The 14,275-nt window shown below is 74.1% G+C and carries 10 protein-coding genes; 1 reads left to right on the top strand and 9 read right to left on the bottom strand.

Features of this window, described 5'->3' with window-relative positions; translation table 11 throughout:
* Positions 1-28 precede the first annotated feature (28 nt).
* The 7 genes from ahcY to C7C46_RS18545 form a co-directional block, all read right to left on the bottom strand.
* Positions 29-1,477: an adenosylhomocysteinase gene (gene ahcY, locus C7C46_RS18575; RefSeq protein WP_110670979.1), complete on the bottom strand. Its 1,449-nt coding sequence runs from the start codon at positions 1,475-1,477 to the stop codon at positions 29-31.
* A gap of 212 nt (positions 1,478-1,689) precedes the next feature.
* Positions 1,690-2,664 (bottom strand): cation diffusion facilitator family transporter, encoded by a 975-nt coding sequence (locus C7C46_RS18570; protein WP_110670978.1) that lies wholly within the window; start codon positions 2,662-2,664, stop codon positions 1,690-1,692.
* 49 nt (positions 2,665-2,713) lie between these two features.
* Positions 2,714-3,922, bottom strand: coding sequence for a mannose-6-phosphate isomerase, class I (gene manA, locus C7C46_RS18565; RefSeq protein ID WP_110670977.1), 1,209 nt, complete (start codon positions 3,920-3,922; stop codon positions 2,714-2,716).
* A gap of 181 nt (positions 3,923-4,103) precedes the next feature.
* The gene (locus C7C46_RS18560) at positions 4,104-5,288 is read right to left on the bottom strand and encodes an SIS domain-containing protein (protein WP_110670976.1); all 1,185 of its coding nucleotides are present in this window, start codon (positions 5,286-5,288) and stop codon (positions 4,104-4,106) included.
* 57 nt (positions 5,289-5,345) lie between these two features.
* Positions 5,346-5,528 (bottom strand): Trm112 family protein, encoded by a 183-nt coding sequence (locus tag C7C46_RS18555; RefSeq protein WP_110670991.1) that lies wholly within the window; start codon positions 5,526-5,528, stop codon positions 5,346-5,348.
* A gap of 118 nt (positions 5,529-5,646) precedes the next feature.
* Complete coding sequence (locus C7C46_RS18550) at positions 5,647-7,035, bottom strand: phosphomannomutase/phosphoglucomutase (RefSeq protein WP_110670975.1); 1,389 nt, start codon at positions 7,033-7,035, stop codon at positions 5,647-5,649.
* Positions 7,036-7,236: 201 nt separating this feature from the next.
* A complete protein-coding gene (locus C7C46_RS18545; protein ID WP_425470092.1) occupies positions 7,237-7,608 on the bottom strand; it encodes a DUF3499 domain-containing protein in 372 nt (123 codons plus the stop codon).
* Positions 7,609-7,746: 138 nt separating this feature from the next.
* Here C7C46_RS18545 and C7C46_RS18540 point away from each other — a divergent pair, with 138 nt between their 5' ends.
* Entirely contained in the window at positions 7,747-8,214 is a 468-nt protein-coding gene (locus C7C46_RS18540; protein WP_110670973.1) for a metallopeptidase family protein, read from the top strand.
* A gap of 90 nt (positions 8,215-8,304) precedes the next feature.
* Here C7C46_RS18540 and C7C46_RS18535 read toward each other — a convergent pair whose 3' ends face one another.
* Together C7C46_RS18535 and C7C46_RS18530 are read right to left on the bottom strand one after the other, a co-directional pair.
* Positions 8,305-9,969 carry a DUF5719 family protein gene (locus tag C7C46_RS18535; RefSeq protein WP_110670972.1) on the bottom strand — a complete coding sequence of 555 codons (1,665 nt, stop codon included), beginning with the start codon at positions 9,967-9,969 and terminating at the stop codon, positions 8,305-8,307.
* Positions 9,966-14,129, bottom strand: coding sequence for a glycosyltransferase family 2 protein (locus C7C46_RS18530; RefSeq protein WP_110670971.1), 4,164 nt, complete (start codon positions 14,127-14,129; stop codon positions 9,966-9,968). Before C7C46_RS18530 ends, C7C46_RS18535 begins: the two co-directional genes overlap by 4 nt.
* Between the last annotated feature and the right edge of the window lie 146 nt (positions 14,130-14,275).

Here is a 14,275-nt window from a genome sequence, read left to right as displayed (position 1 = left end):
CCCCGGCCCGCAGTCGGTTGACGGGAGGTCAGTACCGGTACTGCTCCGCCTTGTACGGGCCCTCGACCGGGACGCCGATGTAGTCGGCCTGGCTCTGGGTCAGGGTGGTGAGCTTGACGCCGAGCGCGTCCAGGTGGAGGCGGGCCACCTTCTCGTCCAGGTGCTTGGGGAGCACGTAGACGCCGACCGGGTACTGCTCGGTCTTGGTGAACAGCTCGATCTGGGCGATCGTCTGGTTGGCGAAGGAGTTGGACATCACGAAGGACGGGTGCCCGGTCGCGTTGCCCAGATTCAGCAGCCGGCCCTCGGAGAGCACGATGATCGTCTTGCCGTCGGCCTTGCGCCACTCGTGGACCTGCGGCTTGACCTCGGTCTTCACCACGCCGGGCAGCGCGGCGAGGCCGGCCATGTCGATCTCGTTGTCGAAGTGGCCGATGTTGCCGACGATGGCCTGGTGCTTCATCTGCTCCATGTGCGAGGCAAGGATGATGTCCTTGTTGCCCGTGGTGGTGATGAAGATGTCGGCGATCGAGACGACGTCCTCCAGGGTGGTGACCTGGTAGCCGTCCATCGCGGCCTGCAGCGCGCAGATCGGGTCGATCTCGGTGATGATGACCCGGGCGCCCTGGCCGCGCAGCGACTCGGCGCAGCCCTTGCCCACGTCGCCGTAGCCGCAGACGACCGCGACCTTGCCGCCGATCAGCACGTCGGTGGCGCGGTTGATGCCGTCGATCAGCGAGTGGCGGCAGCCGTACTTGTTGTCGAACTTCGACTTGGTGACGGCGTCGTTGACGTTGATCGCCGGGAAGAGCAGCTTGCCGTCCCGGTGCATCTCGTACAGGCGGTGCACGCCGGTGGTGGTCTCCTCGGTGACGCCCTTGATGGTGGCGGCGACCTCGGTCCACTTCTGCGGCGACTCGACCAGGGTGCGGTTGAGCAGCTCCAGGATGATCCGGAACTCGTCGTTGTCGGCGGTCGACGGGTCCGGCGCGGCGCCGGCCTTCTCGAACTCGACGCCCTTGTGGATCAGCAGGGTGGCGTCACCGCCGTCGTCCAGGATCATGTTCGGGGTCTGGCCGTCCGGCCAGGTGAGCGCCTGCTCGGTGCACCACCAGTACTCCTCCAGGGTCTCGCCCTTCCAGGCGAAGACCGGGACGCCGGCGGGGTTCTCCACGGTGCCCTCGGGGCCGACCGCGATCGCCGCGGCGGCGTGGTCCTGGGTGGAGAAGATGTTGCAGGAGCACCAGCGGACCTCGGCGCCCAGCGCGACCAGGGTCTCGATCAGCACGGCGGTCTGCACGGTCATGTGCAGCGAACCGGTGATCCGGGCACCGGCCAGCGGGCGGCTGGCCGCGTACTCCTTGCGGATCGACATCAGGCCGGGCATCTCGTGCTCGGCGAGCTGGATCTCCTTGCGGCCGAACGGGGCCTGGGAGAGGTCGGCGACCTTGAAGTCACCGTTGAGGTTGGACGACATGCGGGAAACTCCTCGCTGCGTGGGCCTGCTGCGTACGGGTGTGCTCGGCGGCAGAGCGGCTCACCGACGGCGGACGCCCTGCTGCTGCGGCACAATCCGTCGGAGGACCTCTCTCCCTCGACCCGGGCACGCGGCTCGGACCGACCGCCATCAGCAGCGACGTTTGGCACTGGTGACGAATCTACAACAACCGGTCCGGACCGCGCGGCGGTTCAGTGCGAGGCGCGCCCGGGGCCGCCCGGGGTGGCCTCCGGGTCGGGGCCGGCCGCCGCCTTGGCCGCGGAGTAGACGTCCGGCTCCAGGTACACCGCGCGGGCGATCGGGACGGCAGCGCGCATCCGCTCCTCGGCCGCGTCGATGGTGCGGGCGATCTGCTCGGCGGTCTCCTCGGGGTGCACCCCGATCTTCGCCGCGACCAGCAGCTCCTCGGGACCGACGTGCAGGGTGCGCAGGTGGATCACCGAGGTGATCGATCCGTCGGCCAGCAGCACTTCGCGGATCCGGCGCACCATCACCGGGTCGGCGCTCTCCCCGATCAGCAGCGACTTGGTCTCCAGGGCCAGGACCACCGCGATGGTGGCGAGCAGCAGGCCGATGGCCACCGTGGCGGCCCCGTCCCAGACCCCGCTGCCGGTGAGCACCGTCAGGCCGACGCCGAGCAGGGCCAGCACCAGGCCGACCAGAGCGCCGGCGTCCTCCAGCAGCACCACCGGCAGCTCGGGGGCCTTGGCCCGGCGGATGTAGCCGACCCAGCTGAGCCGGCCCTTGTCCCGGCCGGCCTCCCGGAAGGCGGTGGCGAACGACCAGCCCTCCATCGCGACGGCGAACACCAGCACGCCCACCGCCCAGTACCAGCCGTGCAGTTCGTGCGGGTGGCGGATCTTGTCCACGCCCTCGTAGAGGGCGAACAGCCCGCCGACGCTGAACAGCACGACGGAGACCAGGAAGCCGTAGAGGTAGCGCTCGCGGCCGTAGCCGAACGGGTGCTCCTCGTCGGCCTCGCGGGCCGCCCGCTTGCCGCCGATCAGCAGCAGCACCTGGTTGCCGGAGTCGGCCACCGAGTGCACCCCCTCGGCCAGCATCGAGGAGGAGCCGGTGAACGCGAAGGCGGTGAACTTGCTGACCGCGATCGCCAAGTTGGCGCTCAGTGCCGCGATCAGGGCCTTGGTACCGCCTTCGGCGCTCAACTCGGTTCGCTCCTTCTGCAATCGGTTTCTGGGGAAAGCCGGGATGGGTTCAGAGGGTGACGGTGGCCCGGAACAGCACGCCCTCGCCGGAGAGTTCGGTGCCGGAGCCGGTGGCAGGCAGGAAGGCGGACTGGCCCTTGGCCAGCTCCAGCTTCTCGCCGGCCGCGTCGGTCAGCAGCACGGTGCCCTCGGTGCAGAGCAGGATCTGCGCGGTGCGGCCGTCCACCCGGCGCTGCGGGGCGTCGGCGGTCAGCTCGAACCGGGACAGGCGGAACTCGTCGATCGGGACCGGGAAGAGCTCCTCGCCGTCCGCACCGGCCACCGGGCGCAGCACCTCGGCCTCGCCCGCCTCGAACCGGACCACCTTGAGCAGCTCCGGCACGTCCACGTGCTTGGGCGTCAGTCCGCAGCGCAGCACGTTGTCGGAGTTGGCCATGATCTCCACGCCGGTGCCGTTGAGGTAGGCGTGCGGCACACCGGCGCCCAGGTAGAGCGCCTCGCCGGCGCGCAGCCGGACGAAGTTGAACAGCAGCGCGGCCAGCACGCCCGGGTCGCCGGGGAAGTGCCGGGCGCAGTGCGCGTAGCCCGCCCAGGCCGGGGCGTTGGGCGACTCGGGCTCGGCGGCCAGCTTGTCGGCCAGTGCCTGGGCCAGCTCGGCCACGGTGGCCTCGACCACCAGCGGGTCGGCGGCGAGCACGGTGACCAGGGTCTCGCGCAGCGCCTGCTCGGCCGGCTTGGTGCGCAGCAGGTCGATCAGCGGCGCCAGGCCCGGCACCGCCAGCTCCTCCATCAGCGCGGCCGTGCCGAGCGGCTCGCGGAAACCGCAGAGGCCGTCGAAGTCCTCCAGCGCGCAGATGAGTTCGGGCTTGTGGTTGGCGTCCTTGTAGTTGCGGTGGCCGGCCTCGACCGGGATCCCGGCGGCCTCCTCGGCGGCGAAGCCCTGCTGGGCCTGCTCCCGGGTGGGGTGCACCTGGAGCGAGAGCGGCAGCTCGGCCGCCAGCACCTTGAGCAGGAACGGCAGGGTGGGGCCGAAGTGCGCGACGGCGGCCTCGCCCAGCTCGCCGACCGGGTCGGCGGCGATCACCGCGGCGAGCTCGACCGGACCGTCGCCGCGGTCCACCCGGGAGGAGTCGCCGGGGTGGGCGCCCAGCCAGAGCTCGGCCTGCGGCTCACCGGTGGCCGGCGTGCCGAGCAGCGCCGGGATCGCGGTGGTCGAGCCCCAGGCGTACGGGCGGACGGTGTTGGCGAGGCGGTCCATGGCGGGGCCTGCTCCTGTTCTCGGTCGGGCGTGTCTGGGGTGACCCTAGCCGACCTGGGGGGTGTCTTTCGGAACACGTCGGATCAGCGGGCGTCTCCCCCGGCTTTCGGCCGGGAGGTGCCCCGCCGGCGACCCCCGGGGGGATCGGAAAGACACCCCCGGGCGAACCTCGGGGCAACCGTCAGTGCTCGGTGCCGGTGGCCAGTCCCAGGTAGACGGCGGCGAAGTCGGTCAGCACGACCAGTTCGGCCAGCGCGGCCAGCTGCCCGGGGCGGGTGCCGGCGAACTCGGTCAGCCGCACCTCGTGGTCGGCGGCCAGCCGGCGGGCCCGGCGGACCGGGTGGGCCGCCGGGGCGGGCTCGGTCGGGTCGCTGTCGGGCTGCTGCGGGGTGTGCCGCAGCAGCAGCACCTGCAGGGTGAGCGCCTCCGCCTCGTCCACCCGGTCCCGGAAGAAGTCGTCCGGGTCGGCACCGGCCCCCAACCGCCCGGTGAACATGCCGCGGTGGCTGCTGAGCGCCTGCGGCAGCCGCCCGGTGACGGCGGGGCTGCCGGCCCGGTCGGCCAGCATCGCGGCGAACCGCTCGGCGGCCACCGCGGCCGGCTCGCCCTCGCCCCACAGCAGCGGGACGGTGTCGGCCAGCTGGGCGGCCAGGCCCTTGGCGGGGTTGAGATAGGCGGCGGCGTCCGGGCGGAAGCCGACCGCGAGCTCGTCGAGCAGGTCGGCCAGGCCCGGCAGTTCGCCCTCGCCCAGGCGCAGCACGCCGATCCGGTCGGCGAGTGCCAGCAGCGGGGCCAGCACGGCCCAGAACAGGGCCGGGTCCTCGGCCGGCAGGTCGGCCTCCGGTTCCGGGCCGGTCGGCTCCTCGATCGCCGCGGGCACGTACGGCAGTGGGAGCGCGCGCACCTGCTGGGCGGCCTCGGCCAGCGGGCGGTCCTCGGGGGCGAGCACGGCGATGGCGCAGCCGCGCGCGTAGGCCTGTTCGACCAGCCGGATCAGGCCGTCCTCGACGCCGGTCGAACTGACCGCGACCACCAAGTCCAACGGTCCTGCCCAGCCCGGCAGTTGCCAGCCGAACCCGGCGCTGATCGGGTCGCTGGGCAGCGCGTCGGCGGCAGCCAGCGGGTGCACCAGGATGGACCCGCCGGCCAGCGCGCCGAGCACCTGACCAGCCGTCAGCGCCGCGCCGTGGCCGGCCACCAGCACCGCCCGGGGGCGGCCCTCGGGGCGCAGCTGGGCGAGAGCGGGCTCGGCCAGGCGCAGCGCGGTGCGCACCCGGGCGCCGGCGCCGGCCAGGGCGAGCAGGGCGTGGTCGCGGTCGGCGCGCGCCAGGGCGGCCGGGTCGTCGAGCAGACTGTCGTCGAGCATGCGGCTGGCCTCCTGGGGGCGCCGGGCTGTGGCCGGTTCAGGCGGGATCAGACAGGGTCAGGCGGGGTGGCGGGCCTCGTCCACCAGCAGCAGCGGGATGCCGTCGCGGATCTCGTAGATCAGGCCGCAGTCGGCGCCGGTGCAGACCAGCTCCGCGTTGCCGTCCTCGCTGCGCTCGCTCAGCTTGGCGTGGCAGCGCGGGCAGACCAGGATCTCCAGCAGGAAGGGTTCCAGCGTCATCGTCAGCATCTCCGTGGGTCGAGCGGGACATGACGGCGCCCCGGCCGGTAGGTACCCTACCGGCCGGGGCGCGCGGTGCGTCGTCCAGGCGCGGGGTCAGGCGCGCCGGGGGCGCAGGTCAGGCGCGGACGATCGCCAGCACCGCGTCGCGCAGCTCGGCCATCCGGGCCGGGTCCTTGGCCTCGACGTTCAGGCGCAGCAGCGGCTCGGTGTTGGAGGCGCGCAGGTTGAACCACCAGTCGGCGCCCGCGACCGTCAGACCGTCCAGCTCGTCGACGCTGACGCCCTCGCCGCTGCCGTAGGCGGCCTTGACCTCGGCGGTCTTGGCGGCCTGGTCGGCGACCTCGCTGTTGATCTCGCCGGAGGCGGCGTAGCGGTCGTACTCCTCGGTCAGCGCGGACAGCGTGCCCGGCTGGCCGCCGAGCGCGGCGAGCACGTGCAGCGCGGCCAGCATGCCGGTGTCGGCCCGCCAGAAGTCGCGGAAGTAGTAGTGCGCGGAGTGCTCGCCACCGAAGATCGCGTCGGTCTCGGCCATCCGCTGCTTGATGAAGGAGTGGCCGACCCGGGTGCGCACGGCCTTGCCGCCGTGCTCGGCGACCACCTCGGGGACGGTCCAGGAGGTGATCAGGTTGTGGATGATGGTGGCGTTCTCCTCGCCGGCCGCCTTGGCGCGGGCCAGCTCGCGGACCGCGACCAGGGCGGTGATCGCGGACGGGGAGACCGGCTCGCCGCGCTCGTCGATCACGAAGCAGCGGTCGGCGTCGCCGTCGAAGGCCAGGCCGATGTCGGCGCCGACCTCCCTCACCTTGGCCTGCAGGTCGACCAGGTTCTTCGGGTCGAGCGGGTTGGCCTCGTGGTTCGGGAAGGTGCCGTCCAGCTCGAAGTACATCGGGACGACGTCCAGCGGCAGGCCGTCGAAGACGGTCGGCACGGTGTGGCCGCCCATGCCGTTGCCCGCGTCCACCGCGACCTTGAGCGGACGGATGCCCGACAGGTCGACCAGGCCGCGCAGGTGGTCGGTGTAGCCCTGCAGGGTGTCCTGCTGGGTCAGCTTGCCCTCGGTGACGCCCTCGACGGTCGGGACGGAGACGCTGCCGTCCTCGTTCAGCCAGCTCTGCACCAGCTCGCGGATGTCGGCCAGGCCGGTGTCCTCGCCGACCGGGGCCGCACCCTTGCGGCACATCTTGATGCCGTTGTACTGCGCCGGGTTGTGGCTGGCGGTGAACATCGCGCCGGGCAGGTCGAGCTTGCCGCTGGCGTAGTAGAGCTGGTCGGTGGAGCACAGCCCGATCTCGGTGACGTCGGCGCCGCGGGCGGCCGCGCCCTCGGCGAAGGCACGCGTCAGGCTCGGCGAGGACGGGCGCATGTCGTGGCCGACCACGATCGCGGTCGCGCCGGTGACCTGCACGAATGCGGCGCCGAAGGCACGGGAGAGGCTCTCGTCCCACTGGTCCGGGACGACGCCTCGGACGTCGTACGCCTTCACGAGCTGCTTGAGGTCGCGCACTGCGGCTCCACCTTGGTGTGTTCTGGATCGGGCTTCGACGCCCTCGGTCACGGTCTGTCGGCTCGGGTGCGGGTGAGTCCCTGAGGGTGCACGACCGAGAGGGCAGCAGCGTACCCAATGCGCGTGACCGCTCGGGAACGCGCGGTTGTCGCTCCGCGGTCGGGTTGCGGAGCGGGGGTGTCGATTCTTGCTGGGACTGCGTCAGTTCTCGGGCGAGCGGAGCACCCGCAGGTGGCCGCGGCGGCCTACCTCGGCCGGGTCGCTCCCGGCGCCGCGGACCGGGCGCGGGCCGCGCTCCTGCGGGCGGGCCGCCTCGCGGACGGCATTGGCCAGCGCCTCCAGGTCGTCGCTGCTGCGGCGCAGCGGTCCGGTGTCGGTGGCGAGCCGGACCACCTCCCAGCCGCGCGGGGCGGTCAGCCGCTCGGCGTGCTCGGCGCACAGGTCGTAGCAGTGCGGCTCGGCGTAGGTGGCGAGGGGGCCCAGGACGGCGGTGGAATCGGCGTACACGTACGTCAGCGTCGCCACGGCCGGTCGGCCGCACGCGGTCCGCGAACAACGACGTACAGGGCTCACGAGGGTGGACGGTACCGCACCCGGGCCCAGCTCGCTAAGACCACCCGGGGGATGCTGCCGCGTGTCGCGTGGGAGCGCGCCCGCAACCGTGTTCGTGTGGTCCATTTCCTGGCCTCCAAGGACTACGCTCGTGTTGATATGGACAGCTCCGCACCCCAACCGCCGGCCGACCCCGCCCCGGCCGGACCGCCGCGCCCCCGGCGCCGCGACCGGCACGGCCGTGGCCTGCGCGGACCGCTGGCGCCGCCGCAGGTGCCGCTCTCGCTGAGCCGGTCCGAGCTGTTCGAGGACTACGTGCGCGAGTCGGTCGAACGGCTGGAGCGCCGCTGGCCGCAGTTGATCGACGTGGAGTTCGAGGTCACCGAGGTACCCGACGAGGACCCCGAGTCGCCGCTGCCGGACGGTGCGGGGGTGCCGCTGGGCCGGGTGGTCCCGGCCGCGCAGGGGCACCGCAGCCGGATCACCGTGTACCGCCGGCCGGTGGAGATCCGGGCCAAGAGCCGGGAGGACCGGGCGGCCCTGGTGCACGAGATCATGATCGAGCAGGTGGCCGAGCTGCTCGGCCTCTCCCCCGACGCGATCGACCCGCGCTACGACGAGGACTGACCGGGCGTCGACTGACCGGGCGTTGGCTGACGGCAGGTCGACTGACGGGACGTCGGCCGGCCACTCACCGGCCGTCGCCCCGGACCGGCCTCAGTGCACCAGCAGGCCCGGATCGGGCGCCGCGGGCGGGACCTGCACGAAGCTGTGGTCGTCCTGCAGGGTCTGGACGGTGAACATCGGCACGTCCTTGGTGGTCAGCGCCAGCATCCGGGCCGCCACCACCGGCCCGCCCTTCACCGTCTCCACCGTCAGGCCGAAGTTGCCGCTGCCACCGCCGGGCTCCGGCGCGGGGAGCGAGACCGTGCTGCCCGCCGGGATGTCCACGTCCTTGGTGGCGGGGGTGCCGCCGCCGGAGCCGGCCGAGGCCGTCACTCGAACGCTCGCGGCGCTGTCACCCGTGGCGGTGAGCAGCAGCGTGGTGCTGCCGCCGGCGCGGGCGTCGGCCACCGAGGCGCGCTTGCCGACCGGGGCGGTTCCGGTGACCCAGGCGGCGTCGGACTTGGAGCCGTTGGCCCGGTTGATCCGCACGGTGGCCAGCACCGGGGTGGCGTGGCTCGGGTCACTGGGCGTCAGCCGCAGCGCGGAGATCTGCTGGTGGGTCGTCTGGTCCAGGTCGACCGCGGCCACCATGCCGGCCTTGACGTGGATCGACTCGTGGCCGGCGGGGACGAACCAGCCGTTCGGGCCGGAGAGCTGGATCTTCAGGTCCGCGTCGTCGTCACCGCGGGGGGCGGCCACGATCAGCCGGGCACCGGACAGGTCGGCGGGCAGACCGGGCAGCACCACGGTGGGCGCCGGGTTCACCGAGGCGGGGATCCAGTCGGTGCCGGCCGATCCGTCGGCCGCGTGCAGGTAGACGCCCAGGCGGCCGCTGCGCACCGTCACCTCGACCGCCAGGTCGCTGTTCTGCTGGACGGTCAGGCTCGACAGCAGCACCGAGAGCGAGGTGCCGGGGTCGACCTTGATGCCGGTACCGGCGTCGCCGGTGTCGATCGGGCCCTTGTCGCCGTACAGGTGGACGTCGACCACGGCGGCGGTGGGCTCGGCGTCGTTCAGGCTCAGGTAGTCCTTGCGGTCACCGCTGGTGCTGGCGCCGGCGAACCAGAAGTGGGTGCCGGAGGGCACGCAGGTCACGCCGGAGACGCCCATGCCGCGCTGGTCGGTGATGGTGGTGGTCTGGGTGACGGTGAAGCCGGGGGCGTAGGCGCCGGTGGCCACTGCGAAGGTGCCGGCCGCGGTGTCGGTCGCCGCGGCCTGGGCGCTGACCGGGGTGCCCGGCTTGGCCAGGCTGATCCGGGCGTCGCTCACCTGCTGCTGGGCGGGAGCCGAGCCGGCCGGGGAGCCGCTGGGGGCGGGTGAGCCACTGGCCGGGGAGCCGCTGGGCGCGGCCGGGGCAGCGGGGGCGGCGAAGGCCTGCGGCGTGATGTCGCGCACCGTGGCGGTGCCGCCGGGGGCGGTACCGCCGGTGCCCGGGGTGAAGGCGGTCAGCTGGGTGGTGCCGCTCAGGCCCTGCATCGGCTGCGGGCAGACCGCGGCGGTCCGCTCCACCTGGGCGGCGGTGGGCGCACCGGTGGCCGCGGAGCTGGCGGCGGCGGGCGGGCGCAGCTCGGCCACCCCGAACACCACGGCCAGCACGGCGACGCAGGCCAGCAGCGAGCGGCCGGTCCGCCCGCCGCCGGCACCGCCGGTGCCGGGGTCGGCGGAGCGGGCCATCGCGCTGACCCGGTCGAGCGAGAGGCTGGGGATCTTCTTCATCGCGGGTCAGCTCCGTCGTGGTGCGGGTGGCTGCCGTAGCCGGGGTCCTGCGGGTCGTAGGGGCCGGACTGACCCGGCAGCCAGGGTTGCGGCTCGCCGTGGCCCTGGTCCTGCCCGTGTGCCTGGCCCTGGCCGTGGTCCTGCTGACCCTGGCCCTGGTAGCCGTAGCCGGGCGCGTACGGGTCCGTCGGGTAGTCGCCGGCGTACGGGTCGGCGGCCGGGTAGGACTGCTGCTCGCCGTAGTGCCCCTGGTCGCGGTACTGCGACTGCTCCGGGTAACCCGCCTGCTCCGAGTAGGGCGACTGGTCGCCGTACTGCGGCTGCTCGGCGTACTGCGACTGCTCGGCGTAGTGCCCCTGGCCGCCGTACTGCGACTGCTCGGCGTACTGCCCCTGGTCGCCGTACTGCGACTGCTCGGCGTACTGCCCCTGGTCGCCGTACTGCGACTGCGACTGGTCGGCGTACTGGCCGGCCTCGGGCTGGGCCGCGGCATAGGTCTGGTAGGACTGCTGGGCGGCGTACGGGTCGTAGCTGTAGGGATCGGCCTGCTGGTAGTCCTCGGCGTAGCCGTCCTGGGCGTACGGGTCCTGGTGGAGCACCGGCTGCTCGGCGCCCGGGTAGGCCTCGCTGCCCGGCTGGGCCGGGATGCCGGGGGTGGCGCCGTAGACGCCGGGCTCGAGGTCCTCGTCCGCCTCCGCGCCCTCGCCGCCCTCGCCGCGTTCGGCCATCCGGCGGGCCCGGCGGCTGCCGGGGATCGGCGCCTGGGCCTGCGCCTGGGCGGCCAGCGCGGCGGCGGCCACCACCTCCTCGGGCAGGTCGTCGTCCCTGGTGTTGCGGCGACCGGGCAGCGCGAGCACCAGGATCACCACGCCGAGCAGCAGTTGGGCGCCGATCCAGCCGGTGTGCGCCACCGGGACGACACGGGTGACGGCCAGCACGCCGCCGCCGGCCGGCAGCTGGAAGCCCTGGGCCCAGCCGTCCACCGTGACGGGGGTCAGCGCGGTGCCGTCCAGCGTGGCGCGCCAACCGGGGTCGGCCTGCTCGGCCAGCCGCAGCACCCGGCCGGCCGGACCCGCCGGCACCGTGGTGTGCACCGCCTCGCCGCCGGCCGGCACGGCCACCGGCAGCGCGTTCGGCGCGGTAATCACGGCCCGGGTCGCGGGCACGCCGGCGACCTGCCAGATCGAAGTGCCCTTGTCCTGGCTGAGCCGGACCAGGCCCGGGGTGGTGTCCAGCTGGTCGTGCACCTGGGCGGTCAGCGGGTCCTTGACGACCACGTAGGCCACGCCGAAGCCGGCCAGCGCACCGGCCTGGTCGGCCCCGGAACCGGCCAGCAGGCTGCCGACCAGCTTGGTCACGCCGTCCTTGGTGGAGCCGCCGGAGTCCACCGTGCCCTCGGCCTGACCCAGGGTCAGGCCGGCGCCGCGGACCAGCGCGTAGTGGACCGCGCCGCCCTTGCCGTCGCCGGAGAGCACCAGGGTGCGGGCGCGGTCGCCGGTGCCGGCCTCCACCGCGATGAAGGCGGGCACCTGACCGTCGGCGGTGCGGCGCAGCGGGCCCTGGGCGCCGCCCACCGCCCACCAGAGCGCGGTGCCGAGCGGGGCCAGCACGGCGGCGGCCACCACCAGCGCGGCCACCGGCTGGCGCCAGCCGAAGGCGATCCCGGCCACCCGGGCGTTCGCCCCGTCGGCGCCGATCGCGGCGGCGGCCAGCAGCGCGATGCCGCTGAGCAGGCTGGCCGGGCCGGCCCAGGCAGCCACCGGCAGGCCGCCGGAGGCCGGGGTCACGTGGGTGCCGGCCACCGCGACCGAGAAGACCAGGCCGGCCCCGGCCGCAGCCCAGGCGGCGAGCACCGCGCGGCGCCGGTCGGCCCGCAGCAGCGCGGCCAGCGCGGCCAGCACCACGCCGGTCGAGAGCCAGACGGGCGGCACGCCGGAACCGCCGGGGTTGGCCAGCAGCAGCCCGAGCGCACTGGCCCGCGGGCCGCTGAACACCGGCAGCCCGGCCTCCAGCAGCAGCCGCGAGGGGTGCGCGAGCACCTGCAACGACCACGGGGCCAGCACCACGACGGGCAGCACCAGGATCGCGGCGACCCGGCTGCCGAGCAGCCGAAGCGCCTCCAGCCCGGTGCCGTAGGCACCACCGCGCAGTATCGCGGCGACCAGCGCGGCCAGCGTCAGCGGGACCGCGATGGCCCAGGTCAGCGGCACGAAGGCGGTGCACAGGGTGAGCAGCAGCACCGTCATCCAGGTGGACCGCCAGCCGGGCCGGGCACCCCTGGCGGCCGTCTCCCGGCGGATGCCGAGGCCGGCCGCGATCGCGGCGGCCCGGGCCAGCGGGGGCAGCAGCACCATCAGCACCGCGGTGCCGAGCCGGCCCTGGGCGATCGCGCCGGTGGCGGCGGGCAGCAGCGCGTAGGTCGCGCTGGCCCAGGCCCGCACCAGCTTGGAGCCGAGCAGCGGGCGCGAGACCAGGTAGGCGCTGACGGCGGCCAGCGGCACCGAGAGCATCAGCAGCAGGGTGACCGCGAGGTCCGCGTGGTCGAAGAGCAGCCAGGAGAAGACCGAGAGCACCGCGAGGTACGGCGGGGCGGCGGCGGTACTGCCGGTGCCGACGCCGTGCCAGCTGCCGGCGTACATGTCCCACAGGCCTGAGGCGCCGTCAGCGGCGGGCAGCAGCGCGCCGCCGAGCAGCGAGCCGCTGCCCAGCAGGCCGCGCGCGGCGAGCAGGGCGAAGACCAGCAGCGCGGCGAAGAGCATCGGCGCCGGGCGCCTGGCCAGCTTCTTGAGCAGGGCGAACTGCTCGACCTCCAGGACCTCGTTGTCCTCGTCACCGCCGGTGGCCTCGCCGGCGCCGCCGTGCCGGCCGACCGTGCTGTCGTCCGAGCCGCCGATGCCCAGCGAGCTGATCACGCCCTCGACGGCGAGGCGGGCGGTGGCGCCGGGCGGGGGGAAGAGGGTGCGGTCGTCCAGCGGGTCGACCGAGCGGGTGCGGGCCCGGCGCTTGCGGGCCAGCAGCAGGCGCGGCAGCCGCAGCAGTTCGTGGCCCAGGCCGGCGATCTCGTCGTAGGCCTGGCGCGGGTCCTTGCCGACCAGGTTGGTCAGCACCCGCAGCAGGGTGCCGAGCACCAGCCGCAGCAGCACGTAGGGGATGACCAGGCCGCGCGAGTTCGCCAGCAGGGTGTAGACCGCGCCGGCCTTGTCCACCCGGTGCGGGTGGTTGGCGGCGCAGTCGATCGCGCGGCGCTCGCGGCTGGCCGCCTCGGCGTGCCGCAGCACCGCGTCCGGGGCGATCACCACGCGGTGGCCGGCGGCGTTGACCCGCCAGCAGAAGTCGGTGTCGTCGCGCATCAGGGGCAGGGCCCGGTCGAAGCCCCCGAGCTGCTCGAAGACGTCGCGGCGGACCAGCATCCCGGCGGTGGAGACCGCGAGCACCGGGCGGACCTGGTCGTGCTGGCCCTGGTCCTGCTCGCGCCGGTCCAGGCCGGTCCACCGGCGGCCGGAGCGGGCGATGGTGACGCCGACCTCCAGCAGCTGGCGGCGGTCGTACCAGCTGCGCAGCTTGGGGCCGATCACGGCGGCCGAGGGGGTGGTGTCGGCGACCTGGAGCAGCCGGCGCAGCGCGTCGGTGTGCGGCTCGCAGTCGTCGTGCAGGAGCCAGAGCCACTCGACCGGCTCGGTCTGCCGGGGGCCGTCCGAGCGCAGGCCGTCGTCCTCGGCGGAGAGCGGGTCGCCGAAGTCGTCCCAGCCGCCGGTGACCGGGTCGTAGCCGGACGGGTCGAGACTGTAGGGCAGGTCCTCCGGGCGCAGCGGCGGGGAGTTGAAGACCGCCTCGCCCACCGCGGTGCCGAAGCCGGCCCGCCGGCCGAGCACGGTCGGACCGCTCTCCGGCAGCCAGTCGCCCAGGGTGTCGCGCAGCAGCTGGGGGGAGGTGTCGGTGCTGCCGGTGTCCACCGCGAGGATCCGCTGCACCTGCCGGTCCTGGCCGAGCAGACCGGCCAACGCCTGCGGCAGCCAGCGGGCGCCGTCATGGCTGACGACGACGGCGGTGACCAGGTGGCGCGGGTAGGCGGGCGGACGCGACCCGCCGCCGAACCCCCCGGACACGGCGGGGGCGGACGGCTGGTCAGGGTAGCCGTGCTGGTGGCTGTAGGCAGTCATCGAGTGCGCAGGCCCCGGTTCCGAGTGGACGGCAGGTGGCGCACCACACTAACGGCTTCGCCTTGGGGCGGTGGCCACCCGGTCGGCGGCTGTGGACAACTGCCGACCTGTGGACAACCAGCTGGTGTGCGGCCCGCCGAGGGCGG

Origin of the sequence: Streptomyces tateyamensis, assembly GCF_003205575.1 — a bacterium.
Lineage (GTDB): Bacteria > Actinomycetota > Actinomycetes > Streptomycetales > Streptomycetaceae > Kitasatospora > Kitasatospora tateyamensis.
The sequence above is the reverse complement of the archived record's forward strand: the minus strand, read 5'-3'. Positions and strand labels throughout refer to the sequence as shown.